Here is a 23,261-nt window from a genome sequence, read left to right as displayed (position 1 = left end):
GGTTGCGTTCGTTAGCGCCTAGGCCGTGTCAGCCGCTGCACCCTCGTCGCGCGAGAGGTTGATGCCGAGGGAGGAACCGGCCTGGTCGAAATCGTCCTCGTCGCCGGTGAGCTCCATCGGGGTTCCGTCGGCGGTGAGCACCTCCACGTTCAGGCAGAGCGACTGCAGCTCCTTGAGCAACACCTTGAAAGACTCGGGGATTCCCGGATCCGGGATGTTGTCGCCCTTGACAATCGCCTCGTAGACCTTCACGCGGCCGACGACGTCGTCGGACTTGATGGTCAGCAGCTCCTGCAGGGTGTAGGCGGCGCCGTACGCCTGCATGGCCCACACCTCCATCTCGCCGAAGCGCTGGCCGCCGAACTGGGCCTTACCGCCCAGCGGCTGCTGGGTGATCATGGAGTACGGGCCCGTGGAGCGGGCGTGGATCTTCTCGTCCACCAGGTGGTGCAGCTTGAGCATGTACATGTAGCCCACGGAGACGGGGTACTTGAACGGCTCACCGGAGCGGCCGTCGAAAAGCATCGTTTTGCCGTTGCCGTCGACCATGACGTCGCCGTCGCGGTTCGGCTTCGAGTTCGCGAGCAGGCCCGCGATCTCCTCGTTGCTGGCACCGTCGAACACCGGGGTGGCAGTGAGCGACTCCGGCGGGACGTCGTACAGGTGCTCGGGCAGGGTCTGAAGCAGCTCGGCGTTGGCCGGGTCGTCCGGGTTGACGGTCCAGCCGGCGTGCGCGAGCCACCCGAGGTGGACCTCGAGGACCTGGCCGATGTTCATACGGCGCGGCACGCCGTGGGTGTTCAAGATGATGTCCACCGGAGTGCCGTCAGCCATGAACGGCATGTCCTCCTGCGGGAGGATCTTGCCCACCACGCCCTTGTTGCCGTGGCGGCCGGCCATCTTGTCGCCGTCCTGAATCTTGCGCTTCTGGGCGACGTAGACGCGGATCATCTCGTTGACGCCCGGGCTCAGATCGTCGTCATCCTCGCGGGAGAATCGGCGCACGGCAATGACCTTGCCGGTCTCGCCGTGGGGCACCTTCAGGGAGGTGTCGCGCACTTCGCGGGCCTTCTCGCCGAAGATGGCGCGCAGCAGGCGCTCCTCCGGGGTCAGCTCGGTCTCGCCCTTCGGGGTGACCTTGCCCACGAGGATGTCGCCGTCGCGCACGTCGGCGCCGATGCGGATGATGCCGCGCTCGTCCAGATCCTTGAGCACGTCCTCGGACACGTTCGGGATCTCACGGGTGATTTCCTCGGCACCGAGCTTGGTGTCGCGGGCGTCGATCTCGTGCTCCTCAATGTGCACGGAGGTGAGGATATCCTCCTCCACCACGCGCTGGTTGAGGATGATGGCGTCCTCATAGTTGTGGCCCTCCCACGGCATGAAGGCGACGAGCAGGTTACGGCCGAGAGCCATCTCGCCGTTCTTCGTGCCCGGACCGTCTGCGATGACCTGGCCGGCCTCAACGCGGTCGCCCGCGTTGACGATCGGCGTCTGGTTGTAGCAGGTGCCCTGGTTGGTGCGCTCAAAGGTGCGCAGCATGTAGGTGTCGCGGATGCCGTCGTCGTCCATGACGGTGATGTAGTCACCGGTGACGTCCTCGATCACGCCGGCCTTGCGGGAGATCACGGTGTCGCCCGCGTCGTACGCGGCGCGCTGCTCCATGCCGGTGGCCACGTAGGCGGCCTCGGAGCGCAGCAGCGGCACAGCCTGCTTCTGCATGTTGGCACCCATGAGCGCGCGGTTGGCGTCGTCGTGCTCGAGGAACGGAATCATCGCCGTGGCGACGGAGACCATCTGGCGCGGGGAGATATCCAGGTAGTCCACGCCGTGGGCGCCGACGACTCCGATGTCGCCGTCCTTGAGACGGACCTCGATGCGCTCCCCGACGAGGTTGCGCTCGCCATCCAGCGGGGTGGCCGCCTGCGCGATGGCGTAGCGGTCCTCCTCGTCGGCGGTGAGGTAGTCGATCTGATCGGTCAGCTTGCCGTCGACGACCTTCTGGTACGGAGTCTCAATGAAACCGAACGCGTTGACGCGCGCGTAAGACGCGAGCGCGCCGATCAGGCCGATGTTCGGGCCCTCCGGGGTCTCGATCGGGCACATGCGGCCGTAGTGGGACGGGTGCACGTCGCGGACCTCGATGCCCGCACGTTCGCGGGACAGGCCGCCGGGGCCGAGCGCGGAGAGGCGGCGCTTGTGCGTCAGGCCGGACAGGGAGTTGTTCTGGTCCATGAACTGCGAGAGCTGGGACGTGCCGAAGAACTCGCGGATCGCAGCGGAAACCGGGCGCACGTTGATCAGAGACGTCGGAGTGATCGACTCCGCATCCTGCGTGGTCATGCGCTCACGCACGACGCGCTCCATGCGCGACAGGCCGACGCGGACCTGGTTCTGGATCAGCTCGCCCACGGTGCGCAGACGGCGGTTGCCGAAGTGGTCGATGTCGTCGGTGTTGATCGGGATGATCTCCCCGGTCGGCGACGTCATCTCGGTCTCGCCCGCGTGCAGGCGCACGAGGTACTCGAGCGTGGTGGCGATATCTTCCTCGGTCAGGGTCATCAGACCGTCGTGGTCGCCGCCCAGGCCAAGCTTGCGGTTGACCTTGTAGCGGCCGACGCGCGCGAGGTCGTAGCGCTTCGCCTTGAAGAAGGAGTTCTCCAGCAGGGACTGCGCGAGGTCACGCGTCGGCTGCTCGCCCGGGCGCTGCTTGCGGTAGATCTCCAGCAGCGCCTCGTCGGTGTTGGACACGCCGTCGGACTCGAGGGTGGACATCATGATCTCGGAGAAGCCGAAGCGCTCCGTGATCTGCTCGGTGGTCCAGCCCAGCGCCTTCAGCAGCACGGTGACCGGCTGACGGCGCTTTCGGTCGATGCGGACCCCGACGGTGTCGCGCTTGTCGACGTCGAACTCCAGCCACGCGCCGCGCGACGGGATGACCTTCACGGCGTGCAGGGGGCGCTCCGTGGACTTGTCGATGGTCTCGTCGAAGTACACGCCCGGGGAACGCACGAGCTGGGAGACGACGACGCGCTCCGTGCCGTTGACGATGAACGTGCCCTTGTCCGTCATCAGCGGGAAGTCGCCGATGAACACCGTCTGAGACTTGATCTCCTGGGTGTCGTTGTTGATGAACTCCGCGGTAACGTACAGCGGAGCCGAGTAGTTGATGTCCTTTTCCTTGCACTCGTCGATGGAGTACTTGATCTCCTCGAACCGGGGCTCGGACAGGGACAGGCTCATGTTGCCCGAGTAATCCTGGATCGGCGAGATCTCGTCGAGGATGTCCTCGAGGCCGCTCGTAATCCGGGCGTCGTCGCCGCGCTCCGCGCGCTGGCGCTCGCGCCACTCCTCTGTGCCGACGAGCCATGCAAAGGACTCGCTTTGTACGTCGAGCAACCCTGGTACGGTCACAGGCTCGGAGATCTTTGCAAACGAGTAACGTTCGGGAGCTCCGGGGATATTGGCCATTGACATGGTCTGGCGGGAGACTGCCAAGTTGGGTCCTTCCAGCACCTCACGCGGTCCCCCCTTGAAGCTGGTCACAGTGGTGGCCGCCCCGGGAGTTTCCGCTGATAGATTAGCATTTGGTCAGCTGTGGAAGATCCGTCCCCAGAATGCGCAAAGCAACCTTGTCAAGTCACATTTTCCGTAACACTGCACAAGGTTTTCAAGAGCGGCTGAAGACGGCTTCCAGCGCAAAGACTGACTTTACACCACGCCGCGAATAATGTAAAGCACCCGATTTAACGGGATTCTTTCGCCCGCGCGCCGTCAGCGCGGGTCCGCGTTTGCGGGGATTCGCGGGGAACTCTACCACCAAGCAGCCTGGTTCCCGACACACCCTACTCCACGGCCGCGCGTCGCGCGCGAACCCGCGCGGGCCGCAGTGCCCCCACTAAGCCGACCAGCGCGAGCAGGGCGCCTACGGAGATCACAGCGATGGTAGCGGTGCGCGACTGAGATTGCGAATACACTCCGCGCAGCTGGGACACCATCGCCTGCGTCTGCTCTTCCGGCATGCTGCCCTGGTAGGCCAGCACGTCATCCACCCGCCGCCCCGCGGCGTCGCCGTAGTAGGTGTCCACGTCTTCGGCGACCCCGACGACGAGCCCGGAGACGCGGTCTACCAGCAAGCTTCTCGACGCCGCGTAGTACAAGAACAACCGCGTCTGGTTCCCGTCGGCGTCGGTCTCGATCCGGGTGTTGAGCGGATCCGCGTAGCGCAGGGCCAGGTTGGTGGGCTCAATGTGTTGCTCGTAGCGGTAGATGGTCCGGCCGGCGACCTCCTCCTCGCCTGCGAACACCGCGGGGGCGGGCCCGCGCAGCGTGGAGTCGAACACCTCGTAGGTCGACTGCCGCGTGTTCGACGGCAGCTTGAGCCACGGCGCGTCGGTGGCGATTTCGGTCTCCGGCAGGATCATCACGTTGGACAGCTGCATGGGGGCGACCGGTGCGCCGCTTACGCGGTCCATCGGAAATGTCCACGTCTGCGCGGTGACCAAGTTGTCGAAGTCGCTCGCGGCGTCACCGGCACGCACCGTCTCCCCCACCCTGACGCTGGCCGTGTCCCCGTTCGCCGGGTTCTGGATCTCCATGTGCAGCTGCCTCGTCACCGGCGCCGTCTCGCCGAGGTGGGAACCCTCGTCGTCCTTGACCGTCCACGTGGTGTGCTCCAGATCCAGCGGCAGGCGCCCGTCCCCGATGAGGAACCGGGGAGCGAGAAGCCCGCCCACGATCAGCGCGATGCCGAGACCGGCCACCAGTGCCGCCACAATTCGGGACTTCGAGAGCATGGTGGCCGATTGTATCGCAGACGCGTTAGCGCATAATGTCGCGTCCCAGCTTCAGCGTCGTGGCCAGAACGTTCGACCACATCTCGCTCGGCAGGTCGTTGTTAATCACGTTCATCACCCTCGTCTCGGTCACGTTGCGCGACTCCGTGTACTTGGTGATGCCGACGTCACCGTGGCGACGCCCGACGCCGGAGTTCTTCCAGCCGCCCATGGGAGCATCGAGTGCGGTCCAGGACGGGGCGTAGCCCTCGTTGATGTTGACGGTTCCGGCCTCGATCTGGGAGGCGAGCCACTTGCCAGTCGACGGCTTAGCCCAGACGGAGGAGTTCAGGCCGTACTCGGTGTCGTTCGCGCGGCGCACGGCCTCCTCGTTGGAGTCGACGACCTCGATGTAGACGACAGGCCCAAAGACCTCGTTGCGGTACATGTCCGCGGACTCCGGGACGTCGGTAAGCACGGTGGGTGCGTAGAAGGTCTCGCCGAGCTCCGGCAGGCGCTTGCCTCCCGTGAGCACGGTTGCACCCTTGGACACAGCGTCCTGGACGAACTTATCCACGACGTCGACCTGGTCGACATCGATGAGCGAGCCCATGTCCAGCTCCCAGCTCGTTCCGGCGCCGACCTTCATCCGCTTGACGCGGTCGACGAAGCCGGCGATGAACTCGTCGGCCACGGCGCGGTGGACGTAGATGCGTTCGATCGAGATGCACAGCTGGCCGGAGTTGCCGAAGCACGCCGCCCACACCCCGTCGGTGGCGCGCTCGATGTCCGCGTCGTCGGCGACGATCAGCGGGTTCTTGCCGCCGAGCTCCATCGAGTAGTCGATCAGTCGCGGCGCGACCTGCTCGGCGAGCGACTGCCCGGTCTTGGTGGATCCGGTGAACATCAGGAAGTCGCACTCCTCCGCGATCGCCTGGCCAACCTCGGAACCGGAGCCGGTGACGATGTTGCACACGCCGTCGGGCAGGCCCGCCTCGGCGAGCAGCTCCGCACCCAGAATCGCCGACATCGGCGTGCGGGAGTCGGGCTTAATCACGACCGCGTTGCCGGCCAGCATCGCGGCGATCGCGTCGGAGAGCGACAGGTTGAACGGGTAGTTAAACGGGGCGATCACGCCGACGACTCCCTTGGGAGAGAACTCTTCGCGTGTCGACGTCCACAGGGGAACGGCCGGACGCCGCTTCTGCGGCTTGAGGAGCTTCCCGGCGCGGTAAGCGTAGTGGCGGGAGTTCATCGCGACGTCGAGGACCTCCTCCAGAGCGCTGAGGCGGTTCTTTCCGTTCTCCCCCTGGATCGTGTCCAGGATCCGCTCGCGGTTGTCGATCACGAGGTTGTGGAACTTCAGGAAGATCTGGCGGCGCTTGCGGAAGTTGGTCTTCTCCCAGCGCTTCTGAGCTCGACGGGCGCGTTCAAACACCTCGGCCGTATCTTCCTTGGTGTGTGCGGGAACCTGGGTAATAACCTCCCCCGTCTGAGGGTTGATGATGTCGGTCATCTTGCGTGCAGGGGCTTGTGTCTGAGTCATTTTCTCTTTCTCTTTCAGTCGGAAAAAAGTTCCTACAAACACCATATACACATATCCAATTGGGGCTGTATCCTGTTCGTATGGAAAAACTAAGCTTCCGGAGAAAGGCCGTCTTCATCAGCGGTGGGGCGTCCGGCATCGGCATGGAAACCGCGAAGAAGATGCTCGAGCGTGGCTGGGTCGTGGGCAGCTACGACATCGTGCCCACCGAGTGGCACCGCGGGCTCGACCTCGATGAGGGTCAGCTCGTTACCGGCCACCTCGATGTGCGCAGTTTCGCCGACTGGGAAAGGGCCCTGCGGGACTTCACGGCCCACACCGACGGGGAGCTCGACGCGTTCTTCAACAACGCGGGCGTGATTGTCGACGGCCGCATCGCGCAGCAGGACCCCGACCGCATTCAATGGCTCAGCGACATCAACTGCGTCGGCGTGAGCTACGGGGCGAAGGCCTGCCACCCGTACTTGAAAAAGACGAAGGGCTCGGTCATGGTGTCCATGAGTTCGGCGTCCGCCATTTACGGCCAGCCGGAGATATCGACGTACTCCGCCTCCAAGTTCTACGTCAAGGGGCTGACGGAGGCGCTGAGCCTGGAGTGGGCGAGGGACGGGATCCGCGTGCACGACCTGGCTCCCCTGTGGGCGAAAACCAAGGTCGCCGAGGTTAACGCCCGCTCCATCAGGACCCTCGGCGTCCGGCTCGAGGCCTCCGACGTGGCCGACGTCGCGCAACGTGTCCTCGCCGACCCGAGCTTCTATGACACACTCCGCGTCCACCACGGGGTCAGCGTCACCGACAAGGTGCTCAAGGCCCTGTCCGACTTCTCCCCCGACATTGTGCGCCGCCTGGTTACGAAGATTCTCGTCGGGTAGCCGGAGGCGTCGATAAGCGAAAAGCTCCCCGGTCCGGGAAAACCCGACGGGGAGCTTTAGGCAGCGCGAAGTGCGGCGAGATTACTTGAGGGTAACCTTTGCGCCGGCCTCCTCGAGCTTGGCCTTTGCAGCCTCGGCGTCGTCCTTGTTGGCGCCCTCGAGGATCGCCTTCGGAGCGCTCTCGACCATTTCCTTGGCGTCCTTCAGGCCCAGGCCGGAGACGATCTCGCGGACAGCCTTGATCACGCCGATCTTCTTGTCGCCAGCGTCCTCGAGAACGACGTCGAACTCGTCCTTCTCTTCCTCAGCGGCGGCCTCGCCACCGGCCGGGGCGCCTGCGGCAGCAACTGCAACCGGAGCAGCGGCGGTAACGTCGAAGACCTCCTCGAACTCCTTCAGGAACTCGGAGAGCTCGATGAGGGTCATTTCCTTGAACTGCTCAATGAGCTCGTCCTTAGACAGCTTAGCCATTGCGGCTTCCTTTCTTTTGTGGGCCGACCCAGCCGGCCCGGGGATGTGCTATGGAGATGTACGGTGCGCTTTACGCGGCTTCGCCCTGCTTGTCCTGCAGCGCAGCGACAATGCGGGCGGTCTTGGATGCCGGAGCCTGGAACAGGCCGGCAGCCTTGGCCAAGGAACCCTGGAAAGCGCCTGCGATCTTGGCGAGGGTGGTCTCGCGGTTGTCCATCTCAGCGATGGCGTCAACCTGAGCTGCCGACAGGACGTTGCCGTCCATGTAGCCGCCCTTGATCACGAACGCGTCGTGATCCTTGTTGAACTTCTTCATGACCTTGGCGGCGTCGACTGCCTCGCCCTTGATGAAGGCGACGGCGGTCGGGCCGGTCAGAAGCTCGTCGAGACCCTCGATGCCATTCTCGCTTGCGGCGATCTTGACGAGGGTGTTCTTGGCGACGTGGTACTCGACATCGAAACCGAGCTCACCGCGCAGCTCCTGGAGCTGACCCACGGTAAGGCCGCGGTACTCGGTGAGAACGACGGAGCTCGCCTGCTCGAACTTGTTCTTGAGCTCAGCCAGCTCGGCAGTATTCTTCGGGTTTGCCATGACACACGCCTCCTTCCACTAAGTAATGTCCTACAATCCGCCCGGGACGCGCCCGCCTGTGACAGCGAAGGCGCCCCGTGCAGAAGCACGGGGCGCCACAAGGTAGGCCACGTTTCTCCTGCGTGGGCCGTTCCCTGGAGGGGAAGCCTTAGACTCTTCTGGGAGAGTGACCGACGGTCTTCGGTGAAACTTGAGCTCGGGGGCGTTACCCCCGTTCAAACTTCAGTTGGCGAGCTTAGCCCACCGATGGGTCCCCCACCAAATCGCCGCCGCGGGAGCGGACCTCCCTCAGCGCGCGCCACGCCGCAGCGAACAGCACCGCGCCGCCGACGAGCGCCATCGCGCCGATGCCGAAGGCGAGCCCCGCCCAGAAACCGCCGGCCGTGACGCCCTCGGATGCCGCGTCGTAGGAGTCCGACTCCGGGGCGGTGCCCGACCCGTCGATGGAGGACACTACGCCGGACCCGCCGGTGGCGGGGGCGTCCTCAACCGGGACGTCGACAGGAGCGTCGTCGGCGGGTACCTCTGCGGGTGCGGCATCAGCCGGGGCGTCCTCCAGGGCAGGCGCCGGAGCTGCAGCCGGTGCTGCAGCCGGTGCTGCCGGTGCCGGTGCTGCAGCCGGTGCTGGGGCTGCAGCCGGTGCTGGGGCTGCCGGGCCTCCGGCGGGAGCGGGGGCAGCAAGTGCCGCAGCGGGAGCCGGGGCAGAGGCCTCAACGGCAGGCGCCGCAGGCGCGGGGGCGGGGGCGCTCGCGGCGTCAGGCCGCTTGCGGAACTGCGCGATCACCGGGCTCACCTCCTTGTCCAGGTTGATCAGCGCCTTGTCGATGTCGCAGAACCCCTGCGCGAGCGCCAGCGGCAGGGAGTCGGCGGGCATGCTTGTCGACGCCCCGTCCGACGTTCCCGGGTTCGTAGTGCACTGCCCCTTACTGGGCAGAGTGGAGTAGTTCGCCGCCTTGAAGGCCCGCGCGTCATTGATTGCCTGCTGCCCCACCGCGAACGAGGCCCGCAGCTCCTCGGAGAAGGGCTGACCGTTGCCCGCCACGCCCAAGTACACGAATGTTGCGGTGTAGAGGCCCTCCTCGGTGAAGCCGAAGGCCTGGTGGTCGTGGTTGTTCAGGCCGTAACTCAGCTGCGCCGACGGGTCTCGCGAGTCCAGCTCTTTGTCCAGCGTCCCGATAGATTCGTGCCAGGTGATGACGTGCCCGGGGCCTTCAACATCCTTCATGGACACGTTCACTGTCGAGCCGCTCTTGAGGCTGTTTTCTGTCAGCGCGGTCGTCGAAAAGCCGAGCCACGGCAGCTCCTGGTCCTGCGCCTGCGGGAGCATCCAGATGCGGCTGAACTCGCCGAGGAAGGTGTTTCTCAGCTGGTCCGAGACGTCGACGCGGGCTTTGTCACCCACCTCGAAGAGGAACGTGCCGCTTTCCCGTGAGACCGGGTTTCGCGGGTCGCTGTCGTCGTGAAGCCTAGGTGCGAGCGTGCCCCCGTTGTCCTCGAGCGCGAGGTCCATGTGGCCCGCCGCGATGAACGCCGACGGTTTCGTGGCGAGCGCGGCGATCGCGTCGCAGCGGCCGACCCCGGTTGCGGTGCCCGGCGACGGCGTCGGGGTGGGCGAAGGCACCGGTGACGGCGAGGGCGACGGCGTCGGGACTGTGCCGTCGACGCGCTTCGTCACCGGGTTGAGGTTGGTCGTGGTTCCCTCCTTCAGCCCCACGTCCGGGTCATCGCCCACCAGCCAGTACTGGGTGACGGGGGCGGACCTTTCCACCTGTCCGTCCTCATGCTCCGCTCGCCCCTGCCAGGTGATGGCGTAGATGCCGGGTTTAGTGAACGTCCAGTTGAAGTGGCCGTGGGCCCCGACCTTGTAGTCCACCGTCCGCAGCGCCGGGTCGCCGCTGGAGAAGACGCGTTCGGGCGGCCAAACCGCGTTCTGGAAGAAGATTTGCATCTCACCCGGGCCGCGGAAGTCGATCATGTCGAACTGCATCGTGTCCTTGACAAACGTCGTGGGGATGGCGTCCGTGGAGGGCTCGTGCGCTGGGTCGAACGCGCCCAGGCCGGACCAGAGCGGGCGCCACTGCTCCAGCCACTTCACCGACTGCGGGGCGGTCCAGACGGTGTCGCCGGGGGTGCCCAGAAAGTACAGCTCCTCCGGGATGACGATGCGCGAGAGCTCGGTGCCCTCGGAGTTGGCGTCGCGGGCGTCGAGGTGCCCTTCGTTCGCGTTGCCCTGCCCGCCAATGTTGAAGGTCAGTTGGGTGGTCCCGTTGACGTCGCCGCTGGCCATGTGGGCGGTCTGCGCGACGGTCACCTTGTACGTGCCCGGCGCGCTGAACACCCAGGAGGGGTGCACGTGCGAGTTCGCGGGGATCGTGTGCTTGCCCTAGACCTGTCCGCCAGAGGCGCGGAACCACTCCTCGCCGACGATCTGGCCGAGGGAACCCTGGGTGAACACGACCATCGCGCCCGGCCCCTCGAACCCGGTTAACGTCCACGTCACCGAGGTGGTGCCGCCGAGGGATTCGTGCTGCGTGTTCGCTCCGATCCACGGCAGGCCGGCCTGCTGGGTAGTGCCCACCATCCACGCGGTGCCGGCTGGAACGGGCCCGACCGCTTCCGGGAGGGTGGTTTTCGCCGCATCGCCCAGCCCGAACACCACGGTGGAGGGATCCCGCCACTGGGCCGGCACGGAGCGGTCGTCCTTGATCATGGGCTGGAGCGGTTGAGAGCACGCCTTTGCTGCCATAACGGATACGCTATCGGCATTCGCTTGAGGTAGCGCGGGGGTGGCACCGGCCAGCGCCACGGCGCACGCTATAACGGCAAGAACCCGCCCTTTTGACTGGCGGGGGGACTGTAACGTCATCAGGAACGTCCCTTCTTCCAAGAAAGCAAGAGGGATAGTACTGATAAGTGTTTTCATTTGATAACCGGGGACGCAATTACCCCCAAATGGGATGACCCATGGAGCGGGCATGAAAAAAGCCCCGCCGAAGCGGGGCTTTCCGGTCGCGAGCTACGCGCGAGCTATGCCTTGGTGGCGTAGTTCTTCTGCACGGAGGTATCCACCGGGATACCCGGGCCCTGGGTGGCGGAGACGGTGATCTTCTTCAGGTAGATGCCCTTGGCGGACGACGGCTTGAGACGCAGGACCTCGTCCAGAAGCGCGCCGTAGTTCTCGGCGAGCTGCTCCGGGGTGAACGACGCCTTGCCAATCAGCGCGTGCAGGTTGGCGGCCTTGTCCACGCGGAAAGCGATCTTGCCGCCCTTGACGTCGGAGATGGCCTTCGCCACATCCGGGGTCACAGTGCCGGTCTTCGGGTTCGGCATCAGGCCGCGGGGGCCGAGGACGCGGGCCACGCGGCCGACCTTGGCCATCTGGTCCGGGGTGGCGATCGCGACATCGAAGTCGAGCTGCCCGGCGTTGATCTGCTCGATCAGCGCGTCGGTGCCCACGATGTCAGCTCCGGCCTCCTCCGCCTTGGTGGCGTTCTCGCCCTCGGCGAAGACGGCCACGCGGACGGTCTTGCCGGTGCCGTTCGGCAGGGAGACGGTGCCGCGGACCAGCTGGTCGGCCTTGCGGGGATCCACGGACAAACGCATCGCAACGTCGATGGTTGCGTCGTACTTGTCGGAGGAGGTCTCCTTCGCCAGGGTGACGGCGTCGAGCGGGTGGTACAGGTTGTCGCGGTCCACCTTCGCCTCGAGCTCGGCGTAGCGCTTGGATTTCTTAGCCATGTTTGGGTTCCTTCTTATGTAGGTGAGGGAGCTGTGGTGCGGGCCTGGCCGGCCCTGCCACGTGAAAAACGTCCGTGACGTTTACTTTTCCACGGTAATGCCCATGGAGCGAGCGGTTCCTGCGATGATCGCGGCGCCAGCCTCGATGTCGCGGGCGTTGAGATCTTCCTTCTTGGTCTCGGCGATTTCCTTGCACTGCTCCCAGGTGACGGAGCCGACCTTCTGGGTGTGCGGGACGCCGGAACCCTTCTGCAGGCCAGCTGCCTTGAGCAGGAGCTTGGCGGCCGGCGGGGACTTCAGGATGAAGGTGAAGGAGCGGTCCTCGTAGACGGTGATCTCGACCGGGATGATGTTGCCGCGCATGGATTCGGTGGCGGCGTTGTACGCCTTGGTGAACTCGACGATGTTGACGCCGTGCGCACCCAGTGCCGGGCCGACCGGCGGAGCCGGGTTCGCCATGCCTGCCTCGATCTGCAGCTTGATCAGGCCGGTGACCTTCTTCTTTGCCATCGGATTACCTCAATTCCTTGGTACGGGGTCGCGCCACGATGCTTAACGCGCCCTTCCGGATGCCCCCGTTCGTCGTGGGAGCCACCGGGGATGATGAACGAAAAACGTCGCGCGTGCCACCAGTGCGGCATGCGCGACGCTTGACTTTACGCTGTTGAGGCGTCGAAAAGCAAAATGCTTACATGATGCGCTCGATCTGGTCCGCGGTCAGCTCGACCGGGGTCTCGCGGCCGAAGATGGACACGAGCGCCTGAATCTTGCCGGTCTCCGGGTCGATCTCCGAAATGGTTGCGGAAACGGTCGCCAGCGCGCCGGTGAGGATGGTGACGGCCTCGCCGACCTGGTAGTCGTGAGCCAGCTTCGGCGCGGACTCCTGCTCCGGCATGGCAATGACGGTTTCGCCTTCGGCGTTGGCGGAAGACTTCTGGGTCGACTCGCCGACCACGGACGGCTCCTTCGGCAGCAGGAACTTGGCCACGTCGCGGTGCTTCACCGGCGTGGCGTTGCCCTCGTTGCCGACGAACGACGTCACACCCGGCGTCTCGCGGACCACGGACCACGCGGCGTCGTTCATGTCCATGCGCACGAGCACGTAGCCGGGCAGCAGCTTGCGCTTGACCATCTTGCGCTTGCCGTCCTTCAGTTCGATGGCCTGCTCGATGGGGACCACGACGTCGTAGATGGAGTCCTCCACCTCGAGGGTCTGGATGCGCATGTCCAGGTTGGTCTTCACCTTGTTCTCGTAGCCCGAGTAGGACTGGATGATGTACCACTCGCCCGGGAGCTTCTTCAGCTCCTTGGTGTATTCGCGCAGCCGGCGACGGTACTCCGCGTCGGCCGGCTCCGCCTCCCCCTCCAGGCTCAGGGCCGCCTCGGCGTCCGCTGCGTCCAATGCGTCTACTGCGTCAGCGGCCTCCTCGCCGGGCTCGAGTTCCGGCTCGGCATCCGGCTCGACTTCGGGGGACACGTCCGGGGCGACGGGGGCGCCCTCGTCGATCGTCTCCTGCTCGTTCTGCTCGATCTCGCCGGGGGTGTCTTCAGCCATGACGTTTTCTCCTAACTTATGACTTCTGCGCCCAAGCCTACCCACGGCTCAGACCGATCGGCAGGAGTGAGGCAATAAATTATCCCGCCCTCCTCGGTTCTTTCGAGGCGGCGGGACGCGTACGGGTGAAAGTATAGCTAACGGACGAGAACTTGCTCAACCGCCCAGCGTGCGACCCAGTCGACGCTCCACACAATCGCCGTCACGACAATGAGGAAGGCGAACACGATGAGCGTGTAGTTGAGCATCTGCCGCCCGGTGGGCCAGATGACCTTGCGCATTTCGGAGGCGACCTCGCCGGGGAAGGCGCCGGCGCCGCCGCCGACCTTGTCGTCCGCGGCCTGCTCGGCTTTCGCCGGGGTCCGGGACTCCGGCGCCGCCCCGGCGGCCGCGGAAACAGAGGAAACCCCGCGCAGCTGCCGCTTTCCAGTCGGCTGCGCCGGGTTCTGACCTTGCGGGTTCGTCACAAGAACTCCTCGTTGTTGAAGCTGTGGCAGGGGCGACAGGACTCGAACCTGCAACCTACGGTTTTGGAGACCGTTGCGCTACCAATTGCGCCACGCCCCTAGGGCACTGTGTGAACAGTACGCTTACCCTACCACGGGCGCATGCGCCCAGAGCCAAGGTACGTAGCGATGGAGAGAATTGAACTCTCGACACAGCGATTATGAGTCGCTTGCTCTACCACTGAGCTACACCGCCATGTGCCTGCCAGCCACAGGACCGACAAACAACAGAGCCCCCTAGCAGAATCGAACTGCTGACCTTCTCCTTACCATGGAGACGCTCTGCCGACTGAGCTAAGGGGGCGCAGCCTCTTTGTTGTGGGCTTTTCCTGCCCGCTCCGTTGAAGCCTTAGAAAGACTAACCCGACATAGTGGACGCGCACAAATCGGCAGGCCACATGGCATATTCGGACCCGGCGCGGGCATGCTTGCCGACGCCCCATCCGACGCCCCGGGAAAAGAAAAAACCCACCGCCTCGCTGTGAAGCAGTGGGTCATTTTCATTGTGCTGTGCACTGTGCTGTGCCAGGTAGAAGATTCGAACTTCTGTAGGCAATGCCGACGGATTTACAGTCCGCTCCCTTTGGCCGCTCGGGCAACCTGGCGTGCGTGAACAACAATACAACACCCCCGCCGCAATTCAGCAAACTGGCAGCTCGCGAGGGGTTTTAACCGACGCGGTCCACCGTGTGCTGGGACAGGGTGCGCAGCGCCCGGTTGGCCGGGGAGTCCGGCAGCGCGTCGAGCTGCTCCTCCACCGTCGCTATGTAGGAGCGCACGACGTCGAGCGCTTTCGCCCGGCCGTCGGTCTGGCGGATCAGCTCGATGGCGTAGTCGACGTCCTCGTCGCGCTCCAGCGGCCCCGTGAGCATGGTGCGCAGCTGCTCGCCCGCCGGGGACTCCTCGCGCAGGGCGTAGAGGACGGGCAGGGTGAACACGCCCTCGCGAAGATCCGTACCCGGGGTTTTCCCGGATTGCTCCGAGTCGGAGAAGATGTCGATGATGTCGTCGACGATCTGGAAGACCATGCCGATGGCCTCACCCATGACGGTGCAGCGCTCGACCACCTCGGGCGTGGCCCCGGCGTGCATGGAGCCCGAGTGCGCGGCCGACGCGATGAGTACTGCTGTCTTTTCCCGGATCACATTGAGGTAGTGCTCGACCGCGTCGCCGCCGCGCGGCCCGACCGACTCGCGCATCTGGCCCGTGACGAGCTGCCCGAAGGTGTCCGCGAAGTGCTTGACCGTCTCGGTGTCGATCTCGCTCATCAATTCGGAGGCGTGGGCGAAAAGGATGTCGCCCGCGAGGATGGCCACGGTGTTGCTCCACCGTGCGTTGGCGGATTCCACGCCGCGGCGCATCTCGGCCTCGTCCATGACGTCGTCGTGGTAGAGGGTGGCTAGGTGCACCATCTCGGCGACGACGGCGCCCTTGATGGTGTTCTCGCCGCCCGGGTTCGGCCCGAACTCGCTGCACAACAGCGCCACGAGCGGCCGGAACCGCTTGCCGCCGGCGGCCGCGAGGTGGGTAACTTTGTCCACGACGAAGTCCTCACCCACCGAGAGGCGCTCCATGAGCAGATCTTCAACCTTGCGCATTCCTTCGGCGACTCGCGCCGACAGTTCCGCGTCGCCGAGGTCCATGGATAAGTCGTGGCGGGGTGCCGGTTGGATCCCGTGGGTCATCGGTGTCGTCCTTGGGGTGTAAGTGCCGTAAAAGTACAGTGATCGCCCTCCTACGCTAGTCCACCGCGGCCGCGCACTGCGGTAGCGGGTAGGAAATGCAGGCGATCCGCGGTGTGCCAGAATGGTCTACTGTGACTAGCTGCACTGAATACGAATGTGTCGTGGTTGGCGCGGGCCCGGCGGGGGCGGCGGCGGCGATCGCGGCGCAGAGGGCGGGCTTTTCCACCTTGCTTATCGACGCAGCCGCCCCCGGCCGCGACAAGACCTGCGGCGACGGTCTCACCCCGCGCGCTGTGCACGCGCTCCGCGAGCTCGGCGTGGAGGTGCCCGCCTACCGCAACCGCGGCCTGAAGCTGCACGGTTTCGGCGGCGAGGTCACCGCCGCATGGCCGTCCAGCCGCTTCGGCACGCAGGGCTCCGCCAGCCCGCGCGCGCTTTTCGACGCCTCCCTGGTCGACGCCGCCCGCCTCAGCGGCGCCGAGGTGCGCTACAACACCCCCGCCACGGGCGTGGAGTTCACCGATGGCGCGATCAGCGGCATCGAGACGCCCACGGGCACGCTGCGCCCGAAGTGGGTCATCGTCGCCGACGGGGTTCGCTCGACCTTTGGCAAGCAACTCGGGCGGATCTGGCACCGCGGCGAGGTTTACGGCATCGCCGCCCGCTCGTACTGCACCTCGCCGCGCTCCCAGGAACCGTGGATGCACTCGCACGTGGAGCTGCGTGACGCTGGTGGAGCGATCCAGCCCGGCTACGGCTGGATCTTCCCGCTCGGCGACGGCACCGTCAACCTCGGGTGCGGGGCGCTGTCCACCGACACCCGCCCGGCGAAGGTGAACACGAAGAAGCTGCTGTCGTCCTACGCCGCGCAGCAGCGCGAGGCGTGGGGGCTGGGCCCGGAAACGTCGGTTGCGAGCGCGCTGCTGCCGATGGGCGGGGCCGTGTCCAACGTCGCCGGGCGCAACTGGGCGCTCATCGGCGACGCCGCGGCGTGCGTGAACCCGCTCAACGGGGAGGGGATCGACTACGGTCTGGAAACCGCGCAGATGGCGGTGGGGCTGATCGCGTCCTCGCCCGCAGGCGCGGACCTCACGCTCGCCTGGCCGGCGCAGCTGCGCCGTGCCTACGGCGACGCCTTCACTCTGGCGCGCACCGCCGCGCGGCTGCTCACCTACCCCCAGTTCCTGCCGCTCGTGGGGCCGGTGGCGTTGAGAGGGGGCGTCGGCAAGCGGATCATGCCCGCTGCGGCGCGGCTAATGGGCAACCTGGTCACCGAGGACGACCGCGACCTGATCTCGTACGCGTGGCGCACAGCAGGCCGGCTCTCCCCCAAGCGCGACCCGCTGTGGAGCGTAGCCTAGGCGGGTTTGACGGCGCTGTGGAGCGCGACGATGCCGCCGCTTAGGTCCTGCCAGCCGGCGTCTTCCCAGCCGTTGCGGTTGATCTCGCGGGCGAGCTCGGCCTGGCCGGGCCACGCCCGGATGGATTCCGCGAGGTATTCGTAGGCGTCCGGGTTCGAGGAAAACACCCGCGCCAGCGCCGGAAGAACCAGCGGCAGATAGGTGGTGTAGATGCCGCGGAAGCCGGGCAGCACCGGGGTGGAGAACTCGTTGACGGCCAAGCGCCCGCCCGGCTTGGTCACTCGCGCCATCTCGCGCAGGCCGGCGCGGAAGTCGTGCACGTTGCGCAGGCCATAAGAGATGGTCACGGCGTCGAAGGTGTTGTCGGCAAACGGCAGATGCATCGCGTCGCCCACAACCTTGGGCACGTCGCGCTGCTTGCCGGCGGCGAGCATTCCCTGCGAGAAGTCGCAGGCCACGACCCACGCGCCTGATTTTCCGAGTTCAACGGTGGACACCGCGGTGCCGGCGGCGAGGTCGAGGACGCGCTCCCCGGGCTTCAGCGCGAGGCGCTCGCGGGTGCGGCGGCGCCAGTACCGGTCGAGGCCGAAGGAGAGCACGGTGTTGGTGATGTCGTAGTTCTTGCCCACCGCGTCGAACATCCCCGCGACGTCAAAGGGCTTCTTTTCCAGATCTGCCTTGGCCATAGGGCACTACTTTACGCAGACGCGGCGCGGCGCCTGCCGCGCGCCCGCTCCACCCAGCGCGGCAACAGAATCGAACGGCCGAAAAGGGAGATCGTCGTGCGGTTGTAGCCGTCTATCGCCTTCTGGTAGTACCCCATGAGCTGGGTGCACAGCGAGTGCCACGTCTTGTCCGCCACCGAGAGTCGGGCGTTGGCCTGGAGCTGGCCGTGGCGGGCGCCGTCCAGGAGGTAGTTCGCGGCGTCGGGGAGGTCGCGCTCGAAGGTGTCCACGTCCAGCAGGAGGCCGTTGTGCCCGTCGGTGATCAGGTCCACCGGGCCGCCGGCGCGAGGCCCGATGGTGGGCACGCCCGAGGCCTGCGCCTCCTGGATCGCCTGGCAGAAGGTCTCGAACTCGCCCGTGTGCACGAACAGGTCGAGGCTGGCGTAGGCGCGGGCGAGGTCCTCGCCGGAGAGCGCGCCCGTAAAGACGGCGTTGGGCAGGGTCTCCTCTAAACATGCCCGCTCGGGTCCGTCGCCGACGATGACGAGCTGGATTCCGGGCTCGCGCACCAGAGGGGCGAGCCGGTGCACCCCCTTCTCGGAGGCGAGGCGGCCGACGAAGCCGACGATCTTCTTGCGCCCCGTGGGGTCCCACGCGCGGCGCAGCGTGTCCGAGCGCTTGAGGGGGTGGAACAGCGCGGTGTCCACGCCGCGGCCCCAGTGGTGCACGTTTTCGATGCCGTGGCTTTCCAGCTCGCGGATCGCCTCCGACGAGGGCGCCAGGGTGAGCTCACATTTGTTGTGGATGCTGCGCGTCCAATCCCACGCGACGTTGGCCAGCACGGAGGCGTGGTACTGGGTGGCGAAGCCGGCGACGTCCGTCTGGTACAGCCCCACCGCGGGGACTCCCAGCTGGAGCGCGGCGAAGATGCCCGCTCCCCCTAAGACGAAGGGGCTGGCGAGGTGAATGACGTCGGGCTCGAACTTCGCCAGCGCGGATACGATGGTTGCTGACGGCACTCCGATCGGCAGCGAATCCACCAGCGGGATCATCACCGTGGGCACACGCACGATGGGAAAGCCCAGGTAGTCGGGCACTTCCTCCTGAAAGTCGCGCGCTCCCGGGGCGATGACGATGGCCTCGTGCCCCTCCTCTTTGAGGTGCTCGAGAACCCGCAGCACGGAGTTGGTCACTCCGTTGATGTTGGGGAGAAACGACTCCGCGACAATTCCGACTCGCATGTGGCTAGCCTCCCATACCCTTTTGTCCGCTGAATAAAATAGAGGTGAATTCCTGGTTACGGCAGGGCTTTCGCTTCTCGACGCCTCCACCACGCATCCACTCCCGCACCCGCGCCCCAGGCAATCAGCGTGGCAACTACCGCCACCGACGCCGCGGGTATGAGGGCCAGCGTCCAGCCGCGGCCCTGCACCTTCACCAGCTCCGGGTCGGCGGTGGAGTACGTGACCCACACGCGTTGCCCCTCGCCGAGCCCGGAGGGGTACAGCAGCCCCGCGCGCGGGGAGTGGTAGCGGCCCTGTTCGTCCTGGTATTCCACGGACGTGCGCAGCGGCCCCACCTCGGTGACGGTGGCCATGCCGCGCCCCGGCGCGGCGGAGATCCGCGCGTCGTTGATCGCCGGTCCCGCCACCATCGCCACCACGCCCAGCATCGCGCACGCGTAGATCGCCAACACGAGCTGGAGCAGGCGGCGGCGCCAGTTGATCTGACTCACGCGCGCAGCCGCTGAGCCAGGTCGCGGCGCGTGGCCCGGGTAGTGCGCGCCTCGATGACGGTGATGGGGGCGGGGGCTTCCTGGGCGTCCAAGAGGGCGTCGATAAGCTGCGGCAGGCTTTCGGCGCGGGCGTACTCAACGGAATAGGCGCGCGCGATGGACTCGATGTCGACGTCGTGAGGCGTGCCGAAGGCTTCCTCGAATGCCCCGCGGACCGCGGGCGCGCCCACCTCGAGGGTCTCGAAGATCCCGCCGCCGTTGTCGTTGGCCACCACGATGGTCAGGTTGCCCGGGTGGCGCTGGCCGGGGCCGATGAGCAGGCCCCCGACGTCGTGGAGGAAGGTCACATCCCCCATCAGCGCCACCGTTCGCGGCGCGCGCACCTCGTCGGGGTGCAGCGCCTGGGTGGCTAGCGCCGCGCCGACGGCCTGGGAGACGGTGCCGTCGATGCCGGCGGCGCCGCGGGCAGCCAAGGTGGTCACGCCGTCGAAGGGGAGTCCCACCAGGCTGGCGTCGCGCACGGGGTTAGACGCGCCGAGCACCAGCGTGTCGCCCACCCCGAGGGTATCCCCCACCGCCGCGGCGACGTGCAGGCCGGTGAAACCGTACTGCTCTTCCGCGAGCGCGTCGCGCACCGTCTGCGCGCCGACCTCGCCGGCGGCCTCGCAGATCTTCAGCCAGGTGTCGCTGGGCTGGCCCGTCGCGTTCACCCGCGAGCCGCGGACCTGCGGGTTGTCCGTGAACGTGTCCGTGCGCGACAGGCCGATCACTACGATGTCGGGGTCCGCCAGCAGCGCCATCACGTCGCGGTGCAGCGTCGGGTGGCCCACCACGACGACCTGCTCGGGCTTGGTGGAGACGGCGAAGTCGCCGCCGTCGTGGCTCACCGACACCTCGGGCTGGGCGAAGAACCGCGCCGCCAGCGGGTGCACCTGGTGGAACGGGGTGGGTGCGGTGGGTTCCGCGATCGTCGGCACGTGCTCGAGCCCGGGCACCTCCCACGCCTCGTCGCCCGCGATGACGAGGGTGTCGCGGTCGAGGTCGATGCGGACGTCGCCGTGATCGGCCCACGCGCGGCGCCCGAACCTGCCCGGGCCGACGCGGCGCGGCTCGCCGGCCGCCTCGGGCAGCGCGGCGGGCACCAGCGGGGTGTCCAACGCCACGTTGACGTGCACCTGGTCGGGGTCGAAGGAAATGGCATCGCCAAGCGCGGAAACGTGCTGGGTGCGCGCGTAGCGCCCGAAGATCCCCTGCTGCCAGATCGTCTGCGACGCGCCCGTCCCCACCATGTACTCGGGCCGGTCGGCGCTGACCACCGCCAGCGGGGTGTGCGACATGTGCGCCTCGATGACGGCGGGGTACGCATTGGCCACGGCAGTGCCGGAGGTCATCACCACGGCGACGTGACGGCGCTGCAACCGGGCCATGCCGAGCGCGGTAAACGCGGCGGCGCGCTCGTCGATACGCACGTGCACCGCGATGTCGCGGCGAGCGAGGAGAGCGTACGCCAGCGGCGAGTTGCGCGATCCCGGGCTCAGCACGACGTCGGTGACGTGCTCGGCGAGACGGTCGACCACATAGGTTGCCAGCTGTACGCTATCGGTGTTTTCGGTGCGTGACATGCGCTTACTGCCCCCCGTTGAGTAGGCTCTCGAGCAGCCCGTCGACGTTGTCGCGCACGTCCGGCGGCAGCTCCGTGGGAAGCTCCGTCGGCAGCGCGGTCGGCAAATCAGACGGCAGCTGCGTCGGCAGCGCGGTTGGCAGCGCGGGGCGGCTGGTCGTAGTCACCGTCGTCGTGGCCAGCTGCGTGCTCGTTACCGTCTGGGTCACCGGCGGCCGGTTCGCCTCCTCCGCCGCACCGCGCCACAGGAACATGAACAGCGCCGCCGCCGCCGTCGCGACGGCGGCGATCACGCCGAGCGCGACCGCGGCCGTGCCCGCGCCCTGATTCTCACGGTTCTCACGGCTCTCGCGCGGGGCGGGCGTGTCGTAGACCGGCTCAGCGTCGTACTGGGGCTCTTCCCATTGCGCCTCGGCCGGGTCCGGGAAGTACTGCTGGGGTCGGCGGGGCGGTTGTGGCGGTTCCTGCGGTTGCTGGCGCCCGAATTGGCGGGTCTCGTTGGAGTCCATGGGACTCAACACTAGCGCGGGCCTAGACGGTCAGGCCGAACACCGGCACGGCGATGAAGTAGGTGGCCAGCGAGATGAGCACCAGCACGATGAGGTTGAGCCAGATGCCTCCCTTGAGCATCTGCCCCATGGTGACGTAGCCGGAGGAGTACGCGATGGCGTTGGGCGGTGTAGCCACCGGGAGCATGAAGGCGCAGGTGGCCGAGAGCGCTACCGGAATGGCCAGCAGCAGCACGTTGATGTCACCGCCCTGGGTCAGGCCGATGCCCACGGCCACTCCGCCCATGATGGGCAGGAATGTCGCGGCCGTGGCGGTGTTGGAGGTCAGCTCCGTGAGCCCCAGCACCAGCGCAGACACCGCGAGGATAAGCAGGAAGACCGGGAGAGCGGACAGGTTCTTCGCGGCCTCGCCGATCCACAGGGACAGCCCGGTGGCGGTGAACATAGCCGAGAGCGATAGCCCGCCGCCGAAGAGGATCAGCACGTCCCAGGGGACCTCCGAGGCCGTCTTCCAGTCGATGATGCGCTTGCCGCTCTTCTCCACCGGGACAGCGAACATGAGCAGCCCCGCGATGATGCCGACGACGGCATCGTCGTAGGGGAAGTCCCAGCCGAAGTAGTCGCGGGCCAGCGGGATGGCAATCCAGGCGAGCGCGGCCAGCAGGAAGATGACACCGACGGCGACCTGCGCGAAGTTCCACTTGCCCAGCTTGTCCATTTCCTCCCGGATGAGCGCCCTGCCGCCGGGGATCTCGTCGATTTCCGGCGCGAACACCGTGATCAGCACCAGCCAGGCGAGCACGGTGAACACGATCGCGACCGGCATGCCGACGAGCATCCACTGGCCGAAGCCGATCGTGACGCCGTGCGCCTCCTTCATGTAGCCGGCGAGCAGCGCGTTCGGCGGGGTGCCGATCAGCGTTCCCAGGGAGCCGATGGATGCCGAGTAGGCGGTAGCGAGCATGAGCGCGGTGGCGAAATTCTTCTGGTTGGCCATCCCGCCCACGGAGTCGGCTGTCAGCGCGAGCACGGACACGCCGATCGGGAGCATGACGACGGCGGTGGCGGTGTTGGAAACCCACATAGACATGAACCCCGTGGCGATCATGAACCCGAGCACGATGCGCTTCGGGCTGGTTCCCACCACAGAGACCACCGCGAGGGCTAGACGACGGTGCAGGTTCCAGCGCTGCAGGCCGAGCGCCATGAGGAAGCCGCCGAGGAACAGAAAGATTGTCGACGACGCGTACGGGGAGGCCACCGCCGAGAACGGGGCGACCGCCGCGAGCGGGAAAATCGCGATCGGCAGCAGCGCGGTGGCGGCCAGCGGGAGCGCCTCCGTCATCCACCACACGGCCATGAGGACGGTCGTGGCTGCCACGACGCGCATGGCCTGGGCGGAGTACTCGGTGCCCTCTGTCGCGCCCGCGGACTGGGCGACCGTCTCGGGAGCCCCCTCCGGGAAGATGACGTAGACGATCGCGGCGAGCAGGACGCCGCCGATGAGCCCGATGAGCTGGCGGCGCCACTCTTTGGGGTCGGGGGCTTTGGCGAGATCGCCGTCAGACAAGACAGTCTGGCGGTCAGAAACTGTGGTGGACACGGGCATCCCTTCAACATGTAGGAAATT

20 protein-coding genes and 4 tRNA genes are annotated in these 23,261 nt (G+C 66.5%); 2 read left to right on the top strand and 22 right to left on the bottom strand.

Going from position 1 to position 23,261, the window contains the following annotated elements:
• Positions 1-18 precede the first annotated feature (18 nt).
• The 3 genes from rpoB to BLS40_RS09295 form a co-directional block, all read right to left on the bottom strand.
• A complete protein-coding gene (gene rpoB / locus BLS40_RS09305) occupies positions 19-3,516 on the bottom strand; it encodes a DNA-directed RNA polymerase subunit beta (protein WP_092152256.1) in 3,498 nt (1,165 codons plus the stop codon).
• Between the two features lie 329 nt (positions 3,517-3,845).
• Positions 3,846-4,796 (bottom strand): DUF3068 domain-containing protein, encoded by a 951-nt coding sequence (locus BLS40_RS09300; protein WP_092151521.1) that lies wholly within the window; start codon positions 4,794-4,796, stop codon positions 3,846-3,848.
• Between the two features lie 25 nt (positions 4,797-4,821).
• The gene (locus BLS40_RS09295; protein ID WP_092151519.1) at positions 4,822-6,321 is read right to left on the bottom strand and encodes a succinic semialdehyde dehydrogenase; all 1,500 of its coding nucleotides are present in this window, start codon (positions 6,319-6,321) and stop codon (positions 4,822-4,824) included.
• A gap of 80 nt (positions 6,322-6,401) precedes the next feature.
• Between BLS40_RS09295 and BLS40_RS09290 the strand changes: the two genes are divergently transcribed.
• A complete protein-coding gene (locus BLS40_RS09290) occupies positions 6,402-7,193 on the top strand; it encodes an SDR family oxidoreductase (protein ID WP_092151517.1) in 792 nt (263 codons plus the stop codon).
• Between the two features lie 81 nt (positions 7,194-7,274).
• Here BLS40_RS09290 and rplL read toward each other — a convergent pair whose 3' ends face one another.
• The 13 genes from rplL to BLS40_RS09225 all read right to left on the bottom strand — a co-directional run bounded on the left by rplL (position 7,275) and on the right by BLS40_RS09225 (position 15,740).
• Entirely contained in the window at positions 7,275-7,664 is a 390-nt protein-coding gene (gene rplL / locus BLS40_RS09285; RefSeq protein ID WP_092151515.1) for a 50S ribosomal protein L7/L12, read from the bottom strand.
• Between the two features lie 70 nt (positions 7,665-7,734).
• Entirely contained in the window at positions 7,735-8,256 is a 522-nt protein-coding gene (gene rplJ, locus BLS40_RS09280) for a 50S ribosomal protein L10 (protein ID WP_092151513.1), read from the bottom strand.
• A gap of 235 nt (positions 8,257-8,491) precedes the next feature.
• On the bottom strand, positions 8,492-10,609 hold the full coding sequence (locus tag BLS40_RS11115) for a choice-of-anchor M domain-containing protein (RefSeq protein WP_092151511.1): 2,118 nt from the start codon (positions 10,607-10,609) through the stop codon (positions 8,492-8,494).
• 30 nt (positions 10,610-10,639) lie between these two features.
• Positions 10,640-11,002 carry a choice-of-anchor M domain-containing protein gene (locus BLS40_RS09270; protein ID WP_157672471.1) on the bottom strand — a complete coding sequence of 121 codons (363 nt, stop codon included), beginning with the start codon at positions 11,000-11,002 and terminating at the stop codon, positions 10,640-10,642.
• 281 nt (positions 11,003-11,283) lie between these two features.
• The gene (gene rplA, locus BLS40_RS09265; protein WP_092151507.1) at positions 11,284-11,994 is read right to left on the bottom strand and encodes a 50S ribosomal protein L1; all 711 of its coding nucleotides are present in this window, start codon (positions 11,992-11,994) and stop codon (positions 11,284-11,286) included.
• A gap of 81 nt (positions 11,995-12,075) precedes the next feature.
• Complete coding sequence (rplK, locus tag BLS40_RS09260; protein ID WP_092151505.1) at positions 12,076-12,504, bottom strand: 50S ribosomal protein L11; 429 nt, start codon at positions 12,502-12,504, stop codon at positions 12,076-12,078.
• Between the two features lie 178 nt (positions 12,505-12,682).
• Complete coding sequence (gene nusG, locus BLS40_RS09255; RefSeq protein ID WP_092151503.1) at positions 12,683-13,549, bottom strand: transcription termination/antitermination protein NusG; 867 nt, start codon at positions 13,547-13,549, stop codon at positions 12,683-12,685.
• Between the two features lie 137 nt (positions 13,550-13,686).
• Complete coding sequence (secE, locus tag BLS40_RS09250; RefSeq protein ID WP_092151501.1) at positions 13,687-14,016, bottom strand: preprotein translocase subunit SecE; 330 nt, start codon at positions 14,014-14,016, stop codon at positions 13,687-13,689.
• A gap of 24 nt (positions 14,017-14,040) precedes the next feature.
• Positions 14,041-14,116, bottom strand: a tRNA-Trp gene (locus tag BLS40_RS09245).
• 63 nt (positions 14,117-14,179) lie between these two features.
• A tRNA-Met gene (locus BLS40_RS09240) sits at positions 14,180-14,251 on the bottom strand.
• 35 nt (positions 14,252-14,286) lie between these two features.
• Positions 14,287-14,359: transfer RNA gene (locus BLS40_RS09235), tRNA-Thr, on the bottom strand.
• Between the two features lie 219 nt (positions 14,360-14,578).
• A tRNA-Tyr gene (locus BLS40_RS09230) sits at positions 14,579-14,660 on the bottom strand.
• Positions 14,661-14,723: 63 nt separating this feature from the next.
• On the bottom strand, positions 14,724-15,740 hold the full coding sequence (locus BLS40_RS09225; RefSeq protein ID WP_092151499.1) for a polyprenyl synthetase family protein: 1,017 nt from the start codon (positions 15,738-15,740) through the stop codon (positions 14,724-14,726).
• A 131-nt stretch (positions 15,741-15,871) separates the two neighbouring features.
• Between BLS40_RS09225 and BLS40_RS09220 the strand changes: the two genes are divergently transcribed.
• Positions 15,872-17,101, top strand: coding sequence for a geranylgeranyl reductase family protein (locus tag BLS40_RS09220; protein ID WP_231908440.1), 1,230 nt, complete (start codon positions 15,872-15,874; stop codon positions 17,099-17,101).
• Here BLS40_RS09220 and BLS40_RS09215 read toward each other — a convergent pair.
• From BLS40_RS09215 to BLS40_RS09190, 6 genes are read right to left on the bottom strand one after another with little or no spacing between them, the layout of a single operon-like run.
• Positions 17,098-17,787 carry a demethylmenaquinone methyltransferase gene (locus tag BLS40_RS09215; protein WP_092151495.1) on the bottom strand — a complete coding sequence of 230 codons (690 nt, stop codon included), beginning with the start codon at positions 17,785-17,787 and terminating at the stop codon, positions 17,098-17,100. The genes BLS40_RS09220 and BLS40_RS09215 overlap by 4 nt on opposite strands.
• Positions 17,788-17,798: 11 nt before the next feature.
• Positions 17,799-19,007, bottom strand: coding sequence for a glycosyltransferase family 4 protein (locus BLS40_RS09210; protein ID WP_092151493.1), 1,209 nt, complete (start codon positions 19,005-19,007; stop codon positions 17,799-17,801).
• Between the two features lie 56 nt (positions 19,008-19,063).
• Positions 19,064-19,438, bottom strand: a complete 375-nt coding sequence (locus BLS40_RS09205; protein ID WP_231908560.1) for a DUF3592 domain-containing protein — start codon at positions 19,436-19,438, stop codon at positions 19,064-19,066.
• A 59-nt stretch (positions 19,439-19,497) separates the two neighbouring features.
• Positions 19,498-21,123, bottom strand: a complete 1,626-nt coding sequence (menD, locus tag BLS40_RS09200; RefSeq protein WP_092151489.1) for a 2-succinyl-5-enolpyruvyl-6-hydroxy-3-cyclohexene-1-carboxylic-acid synthase — start codon at positions 21,121-21,123, stop codon at positions 19,498-19,500.
• Between the two features lie 4 nt (positions 21,124-21,127).
• Complete coding sequence (locus BLS40_RS09195) at positions 21,128-21,643, bottom strand: hypothetical protein (protein WP_157672470.1); 516 nt, start codon at positions 21,641-21,643, stop codon at positions 21,128-21,130.
• Positions 21,644-21,653: 10 nt separating this feature from the next.
• Entirely contained in the window at positions 21,654-23,240 is a 1,587-nt protein-coding gene (locus BLS40_RS09190; RefSeq protein ID WP_092151484.1) for an SLC13 family permease, read from the bottom strand.
• Positions 23,241-23,261: the final 21 nt, after the last annotated feature.

The sequence above is a fragment of the Corynebacterium mycetoides genome, from assembly GCF_900103625.1.
Lineage (GTDB): Bacteria > Actinomycetota > Actinomycetes > Mycobacteriales > Mycobacteriaceae > Corynebacterium > Corynebacterium mycetoides.
This window is presented reverse-complemented; position numbering and strand designations above follow the sequence as displayed.